At 73.9% G+C, this 15628-nt stretch carries 13 protein-coding genes and 1 pseudogene; 6 read left to right on the top strand and 8 right to left on the bottom strand.

Annotation, left to right across the window (positions count from 1 at the left end; genetic code table 11):
• Positions 1-43: 43 nt before the first annotated feature.
• Positions 44-1294: a protein phosphatase 2C domain-containing protein gene (locus tag ACIOC0_RS22590; protein WP_402157044.1), complete on the bottom strand. Its 1251-nt coding sequence runs from the start codon at positions 1292-1294 to the stop codon at positions 44-46.
• Between the two features lie 121 nt (positions 1295-1415).
• On the opposite strand from ACIOC0_RS22590, the gene ACIOC0_RS22585 reads away from it, so the two are divergent.
• Positions 1416-1898 (top strand): DUF456 domain-containing protein, encoded by a 483-nt coding sequence (locus ACIOC0_RS22585; protein WP_356679177.1) that lies wholly within the window; start codon positions 1416-1418, stop codon positions 1896-1898.
• Positions 1899-1995: 97 nt separating this feature from the next.
• Here ACIOC0_RS22585 and ACIOC0_RS22580 read toward each other — a convergent pair.
• The 5 genes and pseudogenes from ACIOC0_RS22580 to ACIOC0_RS22560 form a co-directional block, all read right to left on the bottom strand.
• Positions 1996-2469 (bottom strand): annotated as a pseudogene (locus ACIOC0_RS22580) (methylated-DNA--[protein]-cysteine S-methyltransferase); the annotation flags it as partial.
• Positions 2456-3868: a bifunctional transcriptional activator/DNA repair enzyme AdaA gene (locus ACIOC0_RS22575; protein ID WP_402157042.1), complete on the bottom strand. Its 1413-nt coding sequence runs from the start codon at positions 3866-3868 to the stop codon at positions 2456-2458. The gene ACIOC0_RS22575 and the pseudogene ACIOC0_RS22580, both read right to left, overlap by 14 nt.
• A gap of 73 nt (positions 3869-3941) precedes the next feature.
• Complete coding sequence (gene rsgA / locus ACIOC0_RS22570; RefSeq protein WP_402157040.1) at positions 3942-5051, bottom strand: ribosome small subunit-dependent GTPase A; 1110 nt, start codon at positions 5049-5051, stop codon at positions 3942-3944.
• 568 nt (positions 5052-5619) lie between these two features.
• Positions 5620-6045 (bottom strand): hypothetical protein, encoded by a 426-nt coding sequence (locus ACIOC0_RS22565; protein WP_402157039.1) that lies wholly within the window; start codon positions 6043-6045, stop codon positions 5620-5622.
• Positions 6046-6150: 105 nt separating this feature from the next.
• A complete protein-coding gene (locus tag ACIOC0_RS22560; protein WP_402157037.1) occupies positions 6151-6504 on the bottom strand; it encodes a DUF805 domain-containing protein in 354 nt (117 codons plus the stop codon).
• A gap of 280 nt (positions 6505-6784) precedes the next feature.
• Between ACIOC0_RS22560 and ACIOC0_RS22555 the strand changes: the two genes are divergently transcribed.
• From ACIOC0_RS22555 to ACIOC0_RS22540, 4 genes are all read left to right on the top strand, one after another.
• Positions 6785-7108 carry an STAS domain-containing protein gene (locus tag ACIOC0_RS22555; protein ID WP_402157035.1) on the top strand — a complete coding sequence of 108 codons (324 nt, stop codon included), beginning with the start codon at positions 6785-6787 and terminating at the stop codon, positions 7106-7108.
• Positions 7109-7303: 195 nt separating this feature from the next.
• A complete protein-coding gene (locus tag ACIOC0_RS22550) occupies positions 7304-7639 on the top strand; it encodes an STAS domain-containing protein (RefSeq protein ID WP_402157033.1) in 336 nt (111 codons plus the stop codon).
• Complete coding sequence (locus ACIOC0_RS22545) at positions 7636-8565, top strand: anti-sigma factor RsbA family regulatory protein (protein ID WP_402157031.1); 930 nt, start codon at positions 7636-7638, stop codon at positions 8563-8565. Before ACIOC0_RS22550 ends, ACIOC0_RS22545 begins: the two co-directional genes overlap by 4 nt.
• 804 nt (positions 8566-9369) lie before the next feature.
• Positions 9370-11037, top strand: a complete 1668-nt coding sequence (locus tag ACIOC0_RS22540) for an alkaline phosphatase D family protein (protein WP_402157029.1) — start codon at positions 9370-9372, stop codon at positions 11035-11037.
• Positions 11038-11080: 43 nt separating this feature from the next.
• Here ACIOC0_RS22540 and ACIOC0_RS22535 read toward each other — a convergent pair whose 3' ends face one another.
• Both ACIOC0_RS22535 and ACIOC0_RS22530 read right to left on the bottom strand, forming a co-directional pair.
• On the bottom strand, positions 11081-12592 hold the full coding sequence (locus ACIOC0_RS22535) for a cellulose binding domain-containing protein (RefSeq protein ID WP_402157028.1): 1512 nt from the start codon (positions 12590-12592) through the stop codon (positions 11081-11083).
• Between the two features lie 211 nt (positions 12593-12803).
• Entirely contained in the window at positions 12804-14147 is a 1344-nt protein-coding gene (locus tag ACIOC0_RS22530) for a radical SAM protein (RefSeq protein WP_402157027.1), read from the bottom strand.
• Positions 14148-14292: 145 nt separating this feature from the next.
• Between ACIOC0_RS22530 and ACIOC0_RS22525 the strand changes: the two genes are divergently transcribed.
• A complete protein-coding gene (locus ACIOC0_RS22525; protein ID WP_402157025.1) occupies positions 14293-15537 on the top strand; it encodes an FAD-binding protein in 1245 nt (414 codons plus the stop codon).
• The last annotated feature ends 91 nt before the right edge of the window (positions 15538-15628 follow it).

Genomic DNA, 15628 nt, shown 5'->3' with positions numbered 1-15628 from the left:
GTTTCGGACCCCCGCGGCTTCCATCAATTCACAGCGGACGACGTCATGCCTCCCAAACGGCGGCGGCCGTACGGTCGTCCGCATAACCCTTGACCCGGATTTGGGTGTCGGCGAGGAACGCGGCGAGGCCGGGCGGGGCGGGCTCGGACCAGCGTTCGACCAGGTGTGCGGGGAGAGCGGGCTCGTCGCGGAGCGGTTCCGCCAGGCCGGCGGTGCACATGAGCAGCGTGTCACCCGGGCGGGCTACGGAGGCCCGGAAGCGGAAGGGCTCGTACGGGGGCGGCGGGCTCTCGGCGGTCTCGGGGGCTGTCGGGACTCCGGGTACGCCGGTAGCTCCGGGGGTTCCTGGGGCCGGCGGCGTCGCGGCCGGCGGGGAGCCGAAGCCGGCCACCGCTTCGCCGGCGACCTCGCCGACCGCCGGTTCGATGTCCTGCCACCGGCCGTCCCGCAGCCGGAACAGCCCGCCGGGCCCGACACCGAAGAAGATGCGGGTACGGCACTCCGGGTCGGCCGGCAGCAGGAGGCAGCGCAGCCCGGCCGCGTACTCCTCCGCGCGCAGCCCCCGTTCGGCGGCGGCGGCGCGGAGCCGGCCGAGGCTGCGGTCGGTGAGGCGGTGCAGTCCCGACTTCAGGTCGCCGCGGCGGGCCGCCCTGATGTCCTGCGCGAGCCGGACGTGACTGCGGCCGACCGCCTGCCCTATCCACCGGCACGCCTCGGCGGCCGCCCGGTGCGCCCCCGGCGTGGTCCGCGCCCCGGTCGCCATGGCGACCAGGACCAGGGCCTGGTCGCCGGCGCCGAAGCGGGCGGTGAGCATCGCGTCGCGGCGCGGCTCGCCCCGGTACCGCGCGGAGTCCCCCCGCACGGACGCCGCCCGCAGCGTGCACGTCCCGTACCGGGCCCCGTCCAGAACGGTGTCCGCGACCAGGTCGTCCAGCCCGTCGGGATCGGCGGCGGGCAGCGCGGTGGGCTCTGCGTCGTAGGTGGGCGGCCCGGAGCCGACGCGGGGCGGGGGCGCGGGCCGGGGCACCACCGCCGGTTCCGCCGCGGGCGGTGGATCCGCGGACGGCGGGGGCTCCTGCGGCCCCGTCGCCCACCACTCCTGCGGCCGCGGGCCCGGCGACGGAAGTTCGCCCTCCCCCGGGCCCGCGGAGTTCACCGTCTCCGCCGCCGAGACGAAGCGGTCCTCCAGCGAGTCGGCGGTGGGCGCGGGGCCGGCGTCGCCGGTGGAGTCGTCGTACAACTGCCCCCACCAGTCGTCGTCGTGACCGGTGGGCCTTCCCCCCTGCTGGCTCATGCCTCTGATTGTCACCGCAGGGGCCGCACGGAAACGGAGTATCGGGAAAACGCGCCCCGGACGGGACTCGCCCCGTCCGTGCCGGCCTGCGTGTCCGGTGGGCGTCCGGCACTCTGGCCAGATGGAGGCGTGGGAACTCCTGCTGGTCGGGCTGGTCATCCTGTTCGGGCTGTGCGGGGTGCTGCTGCCGGGCGTGCCGGGCTCGTGGCTGGTGTGGGCCGGGGTCCTGTGGTGGGCGCTGAAGGACCCCGAGCCGGTCGCCTGGGCGGTGCTGGTGGGTTCGACCGCCGTGCTCTTCCTGTCGCAGGTGGTGCGGTGGGCGCTGCCGCCCCGCCGGCTGCGGGTCAGCGACGCCACCCGTCACATGGCGCTGTACGCGGGCACGGGCGCTTTCCTCGGCTTCTTCCTCGTCCCCGTGGTCGGTGCGATCGGGGGCTTCGTCGGCGGCGTCTACCTCGCCGAACGCCTGCGCCTCGGCAGCCCCGACGCGGCCCGGGCGTCGCTGCGGACGGTGATGCGCGCGGGCGGCACCAGCGTCCTCACCGAGCTGTTCACCTGCCTGCTGATCATGGGTGCGTGGATGGGCGCGGTGGTGTGGGGATGACGCCGGGCGCGGGAAGCGACCGCTCGGGGGCGGGAAGCGACCGCTCGGGCGCGGGAAGCGACCGCCCGGGGGCCACCGACGCCCCCTGCACCATTGGCAGCGCCCCCTCCAGCGTCAGCAACCGCACCTTGCGGTCCAGGCCGCCCGCGTAGCCGGTCAGCGCGCCGTTCGCGCCGATGACACGGTGGCAGGGGCGGACGATGAGCAGGGGGTTGGCCCCGATGGCCCCGCCGACGGCGCGGACGGCGGCCCGGGGCGCTCCGACGCGGGCCGCGATCTCGCCGTACGTCGTCGTGGAGCCGTAGGGCACGGAGTCGAGCGCGGCCCACACCCGCGTCCGGAACGCGGTGCCCTCGGCCCGGACCGTCAGCCGGAACTCCTTCAGGTCGGCGGCGAAGTAGGCGTCCAGCTGCTCCACGGCCGCACGGAACGGTCCCCGATCGCGCCGCCACCCCTCCTGGACGCTCCGCCCGCCCTTCTGGCCGGGCACGGACACCGAGGTCAGCACGCCGTCGGGGTCGGCGGTGAGCAGCAGCGGCCCGAGCGGGCTGTCGACGTCAGTCCAGAACACGGTGTTCCTCCGTTTTTCCCGCGATGCGCAGGTGGTGCAGGGCGTACGTCCGCCAGGGGCGCCAGCTGTCGGGGACGCCGGCACCGGGCGGCGCGACGTCGGGGTCGCCGAGGGCGCGGGCCCGGATCCACGCCACGACAGCGGCGTCCAGGCCGGGCAGGGCGAGCAGCGCCGCCTGCGCGTCGTCGCGGTCGGCGCCCGCATCCAGGCGCACGGCGCCGTCGGCGAGCGCGGTGGCGAGGGTTCCGAGCGGGCCGGGGTGCTCCGCCAGTGCCGCCGGTTCGGGGAAGAGGTGGGTGAGCGCGCCACTGGGCGCGTCCAGGGCCTTGCCGTGCGCGCGGACCAGGCGTTCCGTCTCCGCGCGGCCCGTCAGCGCCCGCAGCGCGTACTCCTCCGGGTCGGCCGCGCCCGGCGCGCGCAGCCCGGGGCGGGCGGCGACGAGCGGGGCGAGCCGGTGGTCCGCGCCGAGCCGCTCGTCGACGGCGTACGGGTCGGCGTCGAGGTCGAACAGCCGGCGCAGCCGCTGCACGGCGGTGGTCAGGTCGCGCGGGTCGGTCAGCCGCAGCCGCGCGTCGAGCCAGCCGCCGGGGCGGACGGCCCCGCCGGGCGCGGAGCCGGTGCGCTCCTCGACGGCTGCGATCCCGGTGCCGTACGGCAGGCGCAGCGTCCGGCGGTACGTGCGACCGCCCGCCGGGCCGCTCACCTCCTCGACACCGGCGACGGCCTCCCGGGCCAGCAGGTCGAAAACGGCACGCGCGTGATAGGGGCCCCGGTGGGCGAGCCGCAGCTCGATCCCGGCACCCGGTGCGGCCGTACGGCCCGTGCGGGGCGCGGCGGCCCGCAGCTCGGTGGGGTTCGCCGCGTACACGGCGCGGACGGTGTCGTTGAACTGGCGCACGCTCGCGAAGCCGGACGCGAAGGCGATCTCGGTGATCGGCATCGCGGTCGTCTGGAGCAGCACGCGCGCGGTGTGCGCGCGCTGCGCCCGGGCGAGCGCGACGGGGCCGACCCCGAGTTCGGCGGTGAGCTGCCGCTGCACCTGCCGGGCGCTGTAGCCGAGGCGGGCGGCGAGCCCGGCGACGCCCTCGCGGTCGACGACCCCGTCGCCGATCAGCCGCATGGCGCGGCCCACGACGTCGGCGCGCACGTTCCAGTCGGGCGAGCCGGGGCCGGCGTCGGGCCGGCACCGCCGGCAGGCCCGGAAGCCCGAGCCCTGCGCGGCGGCGGCCGTCGCGAAGAAGCGCACGTTGCGCCGCTTCGGCGTCACGGCGGGACAGCTGGGCCGGCAGTAGACCCCGGTCGTCGCGACGGCGAAGAAGAAGGCGCCGTCGAAACGGGCGTCCCGGCTGCGGACGGCCTCGTACCGGGTGTCCTGGTCGGGGGTGTCCTCATGCGTCACGGGTCCCAGTCTTGGCCCGTGACGCACGTTCCCGCCAGCGGGAATCGGACATGGCGTTCAGTGAGCTGCCCGCTCACCACTCCCCGCGCTTGGCACGCGCCGCCGCGCGCCCCGTCGCCTGCCTGCGCTTCCACTCCTTGCGCCGGCCGGCCCGGGAGCGGGCGTCGGACTTGGCGACGATCCACTGGTTCTCCCGGACCAGCTTGCGGTAGCTGTCCAGCCGTCGGACGGACAGTTCGCCGCTGTCGACGGCGGCGAGCACCGCGCACCCGGGCTCGGCCTGGTGGGCGCAGTCCTGGAACCGGCAGCGCGGGGCGAGCTCCTCGATCTCGGAGAAGACCTGCCCGACCCCGTGCCCGGCGTCCCACAGCCCGACGCCGCGCAGCCCCGGCGTGTCGATCAGCACCCCGCCGCCGGGCAGGGGCAGCAGGTTGCGGGTCGTGGTGGTGTGCCGGCCCTTGCCGTCCATGTCGCGTGTGGCCTGCACGTCCATGACGTCCTCGCCGGTGAGCGCGTTGGCGAGCGTCGACTTGCCCGCGCCGGAGGCGCCGAGCAGCACGGAGGTGCCCCGGCCGAGGAGCGCGGCGAGCGCGTCGACGCCCTCCCCCTCGTGCGCGCTGACGGTGAGCACGGGCACCCCGGGGGCGCTGTGGACGACGTCCTCGACGAGGTGCGTGAGGACGTCGGCGTCCGGCACGAGGTCGGCCTTGGTGAGCACGACGACGGGCTGTGCGCCGGACTCCCAGGCCAGCGCCAGGAACCGTTCGACCCGGCCGAGGTCCAGTTCGACCGCCAGCGACAGGGCGACGACGGCGTGGTCGACGTTGGCGGCGAGGATCTGCCCCTCGGACCGCTTGGAGGAGGTGGACCGCACGAAGGCGGTGCGGCGCGGCAGGTACACGCGCGCGTAGCGGGGGTTGCCGCCGGGGTCGACGGCGACCCAGTCGCCGGTGCAGACGACCCGCAGGGGGTCGTGCGGGGTGACGAACGCGGTGTCCGCGCGGACGACGCCGTCGCCGGTGACGACGTCGCACTGCCCGCGGTCGACCCGTACGACCCGGCCGGGCACGAGGCCCTGCTCGGCGTACGGGACGAACTGCGACTGCCAGTCCTCGTCCCAGCCGTACGGCAGGAGAGGGTGCGACGAAGCGGAAGAAGCCGAAGAAGAAGAAGAGGAACTCAAGGGGAACCCTTCACAGGGCGGCCCCGGCACCGCGCACGTGCGCCGTGAGAAAGGTCAGCCGGAGGCCACGGAGGTGGAGTGAACGGACTTCTGATCGCGGGCAACGCCCGTCGTGAAGACAGTCATCGGTCAACACCTCCCGTTTCTCACCTGTCGAACGACGGCGGCAGACGGCCACCGCCTGAAGCGGAACTGACGTTAGAGGCAACGGCATTCGGACGCCACCGGTTTTCTGGCGGTGCCACAGACCGCGCCATCAGCCCCTGACCGCCGAACGCAGCAGGACGCGTCAGGCGCCGAGCGCGTCGTCAGCGGCGCTGGAGGCCCGCCGCACCGAGTCGTACAACGGGTACCGGGCCATGGTCCGCCTCGTCGGAACAGGCCCGGGATCCGCCTGACCGCGGCTCGTCGGTCACCGGTCCAGCAGGTGGAGAATCGGCGTCCCGGCTGAACCGCTCCACCAGCTCGGCGGTCGACTCAGGGGCGAGGAGAGCGAGCTTGTGCGTACGGGGGTCGGGGTCGTCCGCGTGGCGCAGGGCTCCCTGCCGGGGGAAGTCGGGGTGCTCGATCATCCGTGCGGCCGAGAAGCCGTTCCGGCTCCGCACGTCTCCAGCAGTAGGTCCGGGCGGACGGAGACCGAACAGCGGACGTAGGGCTCCGGGTCGCGGCCCTGGTCGGTGACGCTGATCAGGAACTCCCCGTCCGGGTTGATCACGTCGTGCTCGACGGCGAGTCGGTGCCATTGCCGGTTCACCTCGGCGACCGGATCGGCACGGTCGGCCGGCACCGCGAGCGTGGGGTCGGTGTACCCCGCGATCACGGGGCGCCAGGCGGCCGCTGCGGGCCGCGCCCTTGAAGCCCTGCCCTCGCCGACCACCTCGAGGCCGGCGCGTCGGAGCAGTTCACGGAGTTCACCCGCTTCACACATCCCGCCCTCACGACGGCCACCTTCCTCCGCCTCCTCCACGGCGGACGAGGTGGATACGGAGATCATGAGTCGTCGGCTGTGACGACGGCAGGGCCCCTCGCGGGCGGACGGTTTGATCGTCCGGGGTGGCGAGGGGCCCTGCTGTCGTGCGTGTGCGTCGGCCGCGACGGGTCAGAAGGTGTCGGCCGTCTTCGGGTCGGGGCCGTACTCGTTGGGGCCGCGCTTGCCCTCGCTGGCGAGGAACACGATCAGGACGATCGCGCCGATCAGCGGGACGAGGGCGATGAGCAGCCACCAGCCGGACCTGCCGGTGTCGTGCAGCCGGCGGACCGCGACGCCCAGCGAGGGCAGCAGGACGGCGAGGGAGTAGATGATGCCGAGGATGCTCGACCCGATCGCCGCGTCGATGATCGCCAGCACGATGCTGACGATCACGCTGAACAGGGTGAACATCCAGTATTCCTGCCGACGGGCGCGTCCGCCGAACACCGCGTACTTCTTCAGTACGTCCACGTACCAATGCATTGCTCGTCCCCCCAGGAGATGTCTGTGTGATCTCCAGCAGATCAGGCCAGTTGGCCGGAATCCAGAGTTTTTGGCGTGTGCTGGTCAACCTGTTATACGGCCGCAGCGCTACGGTTACCAGGCGTGAGGACGTGATCGACTGCTCGACGACCCCCACGGCGCCGTTCCCGCCGTAAGATCTCTCGGCAGCACACCCGTGGGCCGTGGGCGGCCCGATCGAGAGGCCTTGGGGGTACGCGTGGCAGACACCCATGGAGCGGACGTTCCGCAGAGGCTGTCCGTGTCCCGCAGCACCGTGGACGGCGTCGACGTCGTCAGCCCGCGTGGCGAGATCGACCATGACACCGGCGGGCCTTTCCGCGCGGCCCTGGAGGCCACCGATTGCCGGGGCGGCGGCCGGACGGTCATCGATCTGAGCGAGGTGACCTTCATGGACTCCACCGGGGTGAACGTCCTGGTCACCGCCCATCACGCGGCCCTGGCGGGCGGCGGCCGGCTGCGGCTCGCCGCGCCCCGGGGGCCGGTGCTGCGGGTGCTGGAGCTCGTCGGCCTGGACGGCGTCATCGCCATCTTCCCGACGGTGGAACAGGCGCTGGCCGACTGAGCCGGAGCGGACGGCGGGCGGGCGCGGGCCAGGGGCGGGCCCCGGGCGGGGAAGCTCCCGAACGGGCGACCGGGCGCGGTAGGCTGCCTGGCCGGAAAGGCCATCACTCGTCCGAGCCGCCTTCGACCGGGCCGGGCGGTCGCGGCGTGAAGCCGAGGGAGCCTGAGGGGAACGAGTGTGGATGCGGCACACGAGATGGGGGAACCCGCACTGGTGCAAGGCGGGACCGTGCTGGAGGTGAGTCCGTTGTCCGGTCGTCCCGGGATATGTGTCAGTGGCGAGATCAGTGTCGCGACCCGTCCCTCCTGGGAAGGCGCCCTGGCCGAGCTGGCCCGGCGCCACACGGACGTGTCCTACGTGGAGCTGTCGGGTGTGGGTTTCGTCGACGTCGCCGGGGTCTCCGCGCTCGCCCGAACGGCCATGAACCTGCCGGCCGGCCGGGTCGTGGTCGAGAGCCCGCCGCCGCAGGTGCCGCGGGTGCTGAACCTGTTCTGGCCGAGTCTGTGCGGGATCGAGGTGACGCCGCGATGAGCTCTGTGGCCGTGGAGGAGGTGTTCGCGCACCCCGCGCTGTTCTACAACAGCGAGCACGAGTACGTGCGGGAGACGGTGTCCTTCGTGCGGGAGGGCCTGACCGCCGGCGAGCCCGTCGCCGTGGCGGTGCCCGGACCCAACCTGGAGCTGATCCGGGCCGGACTGGGCACGGACGCCGGGGACGTGCGGTTCATGGACATGACGGAGGCCGGCCGCAATCCCGGACGGATCATCCCGCGCGTCCTCAGGGGCTTCACCGACGCCCACCCCGAGCGGCGGGTACGCATCATCGGGGAGCCCATCTGGGCCGGGCGCAGCGCGGTGGAGTACCCGGCGTGCGCGCAGCACGAGGCGTTGATCAACGCGGCCTTCACCGGGCGCGCGGTGACGATCCTCTGCCCGTACGACGAAGCCGGGCTGGACGCGGACGTGCTGGCCGACGCTCGTGTCACCCACCCCACGGTCATAGCCGGGGGCCGCGAGGGTGTCAGCGAGTCCTATGACTGGCGGTCCGTCGTGGAACGCTACAACGAGGCGCTGGTCCCGGCGCCGCACGCCGCGACCTTCGCCTACGGCGCTCAGGAGCTGCCGGACGTGCGCCACTTCGCCGCCGGTGAGGCGGCGCGGCTGGGTCTCGCCGGGCAACGGCTGCAGGACGCGGAGCTGGCGGTCGCGGAGCTGACCACCAACAGCGTCGTCCACGGCGGCGGGGCGGGGACGCTGCGGATCTGGGCCGAGGCGGGGCAGGTGGTGTGCGAGGTCCGCGACGGGGGCCGGCTGATCGACCCGCTGGCGGGCCGCAGGCCCCCGGAGCGCGGGCAGATCGGCGGCCGTGGCCTGATGCTGGTGCACTACGTCGCGGATCTGGTCCGCGTCCACACCTCCGACGAGGGCATGACGATCCGCTTCTACCTCGCCATGTGAGACGACGAGCCGCGCGTCCCGGCGGTGGGTCCGGACGCCGGCCCCGGCAGCGAGGACGCGGCCGCGAGGGGAGCGGCGCGTCCCCGGCCCCGAGACCGGGGCGCCGCATCCCCGACTGCGCGACGGTCGCGCCGGGTCCGCGGCCGGGCATCCGCCGCGCCACGCCCCGGCCGCTGCCGACCTCAGGTGCGCGAATCCGCGGTGAGCACACCCCAAGCAGCGCGCCCCCGGCGGCGGCCGCAACCCACGCAGCCAGCCTCCGGCGGCGACCGCAGCCTCACGTCCCCGGGCGGCAAGGACGTCACTGCGACCAGGGCGGCGCGTCCCCGGCCCCGAGACCGGGGCGGCGCATCCCCGACTGCGCGACGGTCGCACCGGACCCGCGGCCGGGCGCCCGCAGCGGCACGCCCGGCCGCGAGGCCCCCGCGGCTGCCGGCCTCAGGCGCGCGAACCCGCAGTAAGGACACCCGAAGCAGCCAGCCTCCGGCGGCGGCCGCAGCCTCACGTCCCCGGGCGGCAAGGACGCGGCTGCGCGTCGAGCCGGTGGCACGCCCGCGCCGGGGCGCCCCCCGCGGCATGCCGCCGCCCTCAACCTCCCAACCGGCGCGTCCCCGCCAGTGCGCCCTCTCGTGCGCCGTGCGCGGCGTGTGGTGTAAGCGGACTGCTGTGGCGCGCAACTGACGGCCAGTCACGCCTGCCCGGTATACGCGCTTCGTGCGCTTAGCATCGTCACGCCTGCCGTCCCGCAGGCTCCGGCCCGCGGTGGCCGCAGACGTCCCTGAACACACCGGGAGCCGAGCCCCCATGCGTCCGACAGGCCGTCACCGACCCCTGCCCGAGCGCCGCTTCCCCGACCACGACCCGGAACTCCGCGCGGCCGCACGGCACTTCGCCGGACGTCGTCGCTTCCTCACCCTCGGCGCGGCCGCTGCGGCGCTGGCGTTCGCCGTCCCCGCGCCGGCCGCGGGCGCGGCCACGGCACGGGCGCTCGACGCGGCGCGGATCGCCGAGAACCCCTTCACCCTCGGCGTCGCCTCAGGGGACCCGCTCCCCGACTCCGTCGTCCTGTGGACGCGCCTGGCCCCCGACCCGTACGAGCCCGGCGGAGGGCTGGCCGGGCAGTCGGTGACCGTCGACTGGGAGGTGGCCCAGGACGAGCGGTTCGCCGCAGTGGTGCGCGGCGGTACCGCGACGGCGGCGCCCGAGTACAACCACACCCTGCATCTCGACGTCGACGGCCTCCAGCCGGGCCGGGTGTACTACTACCGGTTCAAGGCGGGCCCCTGGATCAGCGAGACGGGCCGCACCAGGACCGCGCCCGCCCCCGGCGCCGCCGTCAACGGGCTGTCCCTGGCCGCGGTGTCCTGCCAGGCGTACCACGACGGGTACTACACGGCGTACCGCCATCTCGCCGGGGAGGACGTCGACGTCGTCTTCCACCTCGGCGACTACCTGTACGAGTACGCCGTGGACGCGGCCGGCGGGGCCCGCAAGTACACCGACCGGGTGCTGCCCGAGGCGTTCAACCGGGAGACCGTGACCCTGGAGGAGTACCGGCTGCGGTACGCCCTCTACAAGAGCGACCCCGACCTCAGGGCCGCCCACGCCGCACACCCCTTCGTCGTCGCGTGGGACGACCACGAGACCGAGAACGACTACGCCGGCGGGATCGACGAGAACGGCGACCCGCCGGAGGAGTTCCTGCTGCGCCGCGCCGCCGCCTACCGCGCGTACTGGGAGCACCAGCCGCTGCGCGCAGCCCAGTTGCCCGCCGGGCCGGACATGCGGATGTACCGGCGGCTGCACTGGGGCGACCTCGCGCAGTTCGACGTGCTCGACACCCGGCAGTACCGCTCGGACCAGGTCCACGGCGACGGCAGGCAGGTGCCGGGACCCGAGTCGGACGATCCGGCGCGCACCCTGACCGGCGCGGCCCAGGAGCGGTGGCTGCTGGACGGCTGGCAGGCCTCGCGGGCGCTGTGGAACGTGATGCCGCAGCAGGTGTGCTTCTCCCAGCGCAAGCTGGACCTGAACGAGCAGGCGCTGATGTCGATGGACGCCTGGGACGGCTACCGCGCCTCCCGGCGGCGCGTCCTGGACGGTGCGAAGGCCGCCGGTGTGGACAACCTCGTCGTCCTCACGGGTGACGTCCATGTCGGCCACGCCTTCGACATCAAGGACGACTTCGACGATCCGGGGTCGCGGAACCTGGGCGCCGAGTTCGTCGCCACGTCGATCGCGAGCGGCCGGGACGGCGCCGAGCGCCCTTCGACCTGGCAGATGTACGTCACGGCCAACCCGCACATGAGGCTGTACGACGGTCGGCGCGGTTATGTGCGGGTGGGGCTGGACCGGGAGGCGGCGCGCGCCGACTTCAGGACCGTCTCGGCGGTCACCACGCCCGGCGCGCCGCTCTCCACGGCGGCGTCGTTCGTGACCGAGGCGGGCAATCCGGGGCTCGTGCCCGTGTGACGGGCAGGAGCCCCGCGAGAGCGTGCTGCGCCGAGCGCCGGCGTCACGCGCCGGTGCAGGGCGCGCCGTTGAGGGTGAAGTCGTACGGGGCCGAGTTCCCGCCCTGCCAGGAGGCGAGGAAGCCGAAGGAGAGGCTGCCGCCGGCCGGGACCTTCTTGTTGTAGTCGGCGGACGTGGCGATGACGCGCGAGCCGTCCTGGGAGAAGCCCGCGTCCCACATCTGGTCGACCCGCTGCCCGTTGCGGAAGGCCCAGGCGACGCTCCAGGAGTCGACGGGGGCGGTGCTGGTGATGGTGACGGTGGCCTGGAAGCCGGCGGGCCACTGGTTGACGAGTTCGTAGCGGACCTCGCACGCCGACGTGTCAGGGCTCTCGTCGGCGCCGGGGCCCGTGGTGGCGGAGGAGGTGCCCTGGGGTTCGGGGTCGGGCTTCTCCTTCGCCGTGGGCGTCGCGCTGCCGGAGGGCTTCGCCGAGCCGGAGCCGGACGCGGAGGCGGGGGCGGGGCCCCGGGAGGTGGCCGAGGTGGTGGGCAGGGTGGAGGGGAGGGCGGGGACGCCGGGGCCGGCCACCGGGGTGCTGTCGGCCGGCGAGCCGCTGAGCGCGCTGTCGTCGGCCTTGCCGCCGAACGGCGTCAGCGATGCCGCGAGGGCCAGCCCGGAGACGAGGACGGCGGCCACGAGGAGGCTGCCCCGCACCGCGCGTGCCCTGCGCGCCGCGGCGTCGACGGGCGCGCCGTCGGCATCGGGCGCGATGGGGCGGCCGGCGCCCATCCGCACCTCGGCGGCGCGCCGGCGGCGCTCCAGGTAGGCGAGGCCGCCCCAGCCGATGACCCCGCCGGCGAGGGCGGCGGGCAGTCCGCCGCCGTGCAGGCGCAGACAGGCCGCGGCCTCCGCGCACTCCACGCAGGTCGCGAGGTGGCGGGAGAGGTCGTCGGGCGTGTCGGCGACGGGTGAGCGGGTGACGGCGTCCAGGAGGCGGACGTAGCCGCGGCACTCCGAGTTGATCGGCGTGTCGAGGTGGTTGCGGTGGCAGCGGTCCCGGAACAGGCCGCGGACCTGGTTGAGTTCCTCCATCGCGGCCATCGGGTCAAGGCCCTGACGGCGGGCCACCGCGTGCAGCGGCAGCGCCTCGACCTCCGCCAGCCACAGCAGGGCCGCGTCCGCCTCCTGCATGTCGCGCAGCCCGCGCAGAGCGAGGGGACGCTGCAGGGGCGGCCCGGTGTAGCGTGCGGCCCTCTCCGAGTTCAGCCACAGCCGCAGGTCAGGGTCGAGCTTGTGGCCCTGTCCCTCGGCCTCCCAGGCGGCCGCCGTGGTGCGTACGGCGGTCAGCAGCAGCGGGATCCGGGGCAGGCGGGACGAGCGCCGGCCGGCGGAGTGCCGGGGGTCGTCGTCGGCGGCGCGTGCCTCGCGGATGCCGAGCGCGAACGCCTCGCGGGCCAGTTGGTTGGCCGCGGCCGATCCTGACGTGCACAGGTCGGCGTAGGACAGGACGGCGTCCCAGCACTCCGAGAAGAGCGCGGCCTCGGCGGCGTCCTTCGGGGTCGGCAGGTCGGGCATGAGTCTCCTGCATTGAAAAGCGAGGTCAACTCAGCATGACGGCAATGGAGTTGGGGGGAACCTCGCGGCAGGGGCGAAGTTTTTCACGCCGCCTGCACAAATGACAAGCGCCCTGTTCAGATGTCAGCACAGGGCGGCCTCGCCGCGGTTCCGGTTTCCCGTGCCCCTTCTTACGGACGGAGGCCGCCCTGTGCTCAACGTCGCGGCGACTTCATCCGCCGACGTGTCCGGGCTCCTCGGCGACCGGGGCGCCCTGCTCCGGCAGGCTGTCCATGAAGGAGCTGACGGAGAATACCGCGCGTCCGGGGCCGGGCGGGCCGTAACCGGGGGGCGAGGAGAGCCCGAACTCGTCCATGGTGGCCCGGTAGGCCTCCAGCAGCCGGATGTGGTACTCCAGCGGCGCACCCTGCGGGTTGGCCTTGCCGAGCGGGGTCGTCGGCTCCGGGCACCAGGTGGTGAACCGGGGCGTGATCCCGTTCGACATGAAGAAGCGCAGGCCCTCGGTGGTCGAGGCGATCGCCTCGTCGACGGTGGTGAAGCCGAACGGCTCGGCCATCTCCACGCCCGCCACGAAGTTGGGGATGACGTTGCGCGCGCCGAAGACCTCGGCCGAGTCGAGGATCCGCTTGTGCCACTCGTCGCGGCCGACGTACCGCTCCTTGCCGGGGCAGTACATCTTGAACAGGTACTCGTCCCACACCTCGTAGTTGGGGTGGTAGATCTGCACGCCGTAGTCCTTGAAGCGCTGCACGTCGTCGCGGGGCAGCGCCTGGGCGACGACCTTGCCGATCCAACGGCCGGGGAAGCGCTCCTCGATGGCCTTGGCGTAGTGGCCGTAGAAGTCGGCCTCGTCGCGGCCGGAGACCGTCTTGGTGATGGCGCCGCCGGTGAGGGTGTAGGCGGTGGAGGCCTTGGCGGTGTCGTAGCGGTCGATGATCTCCAGCGCTTCCAGGACCTCCTCCACGTCCTTGACGCCGGTGTACGGCCGGCCGGCCGCCTTGTGCTGGCGCCAGTTGTGGTTGATGTCGCAGTACTGGCACTCCTCCTTGGCGCCGAAGTACTGGCAGACCCGGAAGACGGTCAGGTAGATCAGATAGCCCCACTGGATGGTGGGGGCGACCTCCATGACGGACTTCCCGTTGGAGAGGGTGTGCCGGTAGTACTCCGGCATGGGCGGCACTCCGACGTCGGCGATGCGCCGGCCGTCGAGGTAGAGCCCGAGCAGCCCCTGGTCGTCCGCCGCCACCCGGTACGGCGAGGAGGGGTTCACGCGCACGGACACCACAGTGCGGCGCAGGTCGTAGGGGCCGCCGGTGAGGATGATCTCCTCCGGCGGGCGCCTGAGCGCCGCCTCGCCCAGCTCGGGCAGGGTGCCGTGGTCGAAGGAGAAGATGAAGTACGACTTCGGCTTCACCTCGCCCGACTCGTTGTCGCTGAGGGCGGAGGGGTCGAAGGCCACTCCCCCGCGCAGCAGGTCCTCCTTGAAGACGGCCTCCCGCGGAACATGCGGAAACCGCTCCATCAGATCCTCGACCAGCGCGGTACGGCTGCCCATCCGTCTCTCCTCCCGGCTCAGGCGTACGACTCCTCACGGTATGCCCCGGCGCGGACGAGGGTGGGGGCGGGGGGCCCGGTGTCGCCGGCGAGGTAGGTTTCGCCTGGGAACTCGGGGTTCTCACCGGCTCGGGAGGGGCGACCGCATGACGGAGAGCGTGAGGAACTGGGCGGGCAACATCACCTTCGCGGCGAGCGGCACGCACCGTCCGCGCACCCTCGACGCGCTGCGCTCGCTCGTCGCCTCCGCCGCCCGGGTGCGGGTGCTGGGCAGCGGGCACTCCTTCAACCGGATCGCCGACCCGGGTGCGGACGGGGTGCTGCTGTCGCTGGACGCACTGCCCGCCGAGACCGACGTGGACACGGCCGCCCGCACGGTGCGGGTGGGCGGCGGCGTGCGGTACGCGGAGCTGGCGCGCCGGGTGCACGCGCGGGGGCTCGCGCTGCCCAACATGGCCTCGCTGCCGCACATCTCCGTGGCCGGTTCGGTGGCGACCGGGACGCACGGCTCGGGCGTGCGCAACGGCCCGCTCGCCGCCGCCGTGCGGGAGGTGGAGATCGTCACCGCGGACGGCTCGTTCCTCACCGTCGGGCGCGGCGACGAGCGGTTCGGCGGGGCCGTCACCTCGCTGGGCGCGCTCGGGGCCGTCACCGCGCTCACCCTCGACCTGGAGCCGGCCTTCGAGGTCGAGCAGCACGTGTACACCGAACTTCCCCTGGAGGGGCTGGACTTCGAGGCGGTGGCGGGGGCCGCCTACAGCGTGAGCCTGTTCACCGACTGGCGGGCGCCGGGCTTCGGGCAGGTGTGGCTGAAGCGGCGCACGGACCAGCAGGCGGCGGTGTTCCCGTGGGCCGCGCCGGCGACGCGGGCGCTGCACCCGGTGCCGGGAATGCCGGCGGTCAACTGCACCGAGCAGTTCGGGGTGGCCGGGCCCTGGCACGAGCGACTGCCGCACTTCCGGGCGGAGTTCACCCCGAGCAGCGGCGACGAACTGCAGAGCGAGTACCTGCTGCCGCGTGCGGACGCGCTGCGCGCGCTGCGCGCGATCGACGGCGTCCGGGAGCAGGTCGCTCCCGTGCTCCAGGTCTGCGAGGTGCGCACCGTCGCCGCCGACGAGCAGTGGCTGAGCCCCGCGTACGGCCGTGACTGCGTCGCCGTCCACTTCACCTGGGTCGCCGACGCCGAGGCGGTGCTGCCCGCGGTCCGCGCGGTGGAGACGGCGCTGACGCCGTTCTCACCGCGGCCGCACTGGGGGAAGGTCTTCGCGATGCCGGCCGCCGAGGTGCGCGGCCGCTTCCCGCGGCTGGGCGACTTCGCGAAGCTGGTGCGGGAGACGGACCCGGCCGGGAAGTTCACCAACGCGTTCGTCCGGGACGTCCTTTCCGGCTGACGCCGCCACGCCCGCCCGCGACTTTGTACACCCCCTTTCCTAACCCCTTGTAGAACATCGTGCCGCGTCATAGCCTGGCGCGGCGCCGGTG

Origin of the sequence: Streptomyces sp. NPDC088254 (assembly GCF_044740925.1) — a bacterium.
Classification (GTDB): Bacteria; Actinomycetota; Actinomycetes; order Streptomycetales; family Streptomycetaceae; genus Streptomyces.
This window is presented reverse-complemented; position numbering and strand designations above follow the sequence as displayed.

Bases quoted from the DNA above. Each gene is read 5' to 3' on its own strand.
- ACIOC0_RS22590 (WP_402157044.1), bottom strand. From the start codon at position 1,294: ATGAGCCAGCAGGGGGGAAGGCCCACCGGTCACGACGACGACTGGTGG.
- ACIOC0_RS22585 (WP_356679177.1), top strand. From the start codon at position 1,416: ATGGAGGCGTGGGAACTCCTGCTGGTCGGGCTGGTCATCCTGTTCGGG.
- ACIOC0_RS22565 (WP_402157039.1), bottom strand. From the start codon at position 6,045: ATGATCTCCGTATCCACCTCGTCCGCCGTGGAGGAGGCGGAGGAAGGT.
- ACIOC0_RS22560 (WP_402157037.1), bottom strand. From the start codon at position 6,504: ATGCATTGGTACGTGGACGTACTGAAGAAGTACGCGGTGTTCGGCGGA.
- ACIOC0_RS22550 (WP_402157033.1), top strand. From the start codon at position 7,304: ATGGGGGAACCCGCACTGGTGCAAGGCGGGACCGTGCTGGAGGTGAGT.
- ACIOC0_RS22545 (WP_402157031.1), top strand. From the start codon at position 7,636: ATGAGCTCTGTGGCCGTGGAGGAGGTGTTCGCGCACCCCGCGCTGTTC.
- ACIOC0_RS22540 (WP_402157029.1), top strand. From the start codon at position 9,370: ATGCGTCCGACAGGCCGTCACCGACCCCTGCCCGAGCGCCGCTTCCCC.
- ACIOC0_RS22535 (WP_402157028.1), bottom strand. From the start codon at position 12,592: ATGCCCGACCTGCCGACCCCGAAGGACGCCGCCGAGGCCGCGCTCTTC.
- ACIOC0_RS22530 (WP_402157027.1), bottom strand. From the start codon at position 14,147: ATGGGCAGCCGTACCGCGCTGGTCGAGGATCTGATGGAGCGGTTTCCG.
- ACIOC0_RS22525 (WP_402157025.1), top strand. From the start codon at position 14,293: ATGACGGAGAGCGTGAGGAACTGGGCGGGCAACATCACCTTCGCGGCG.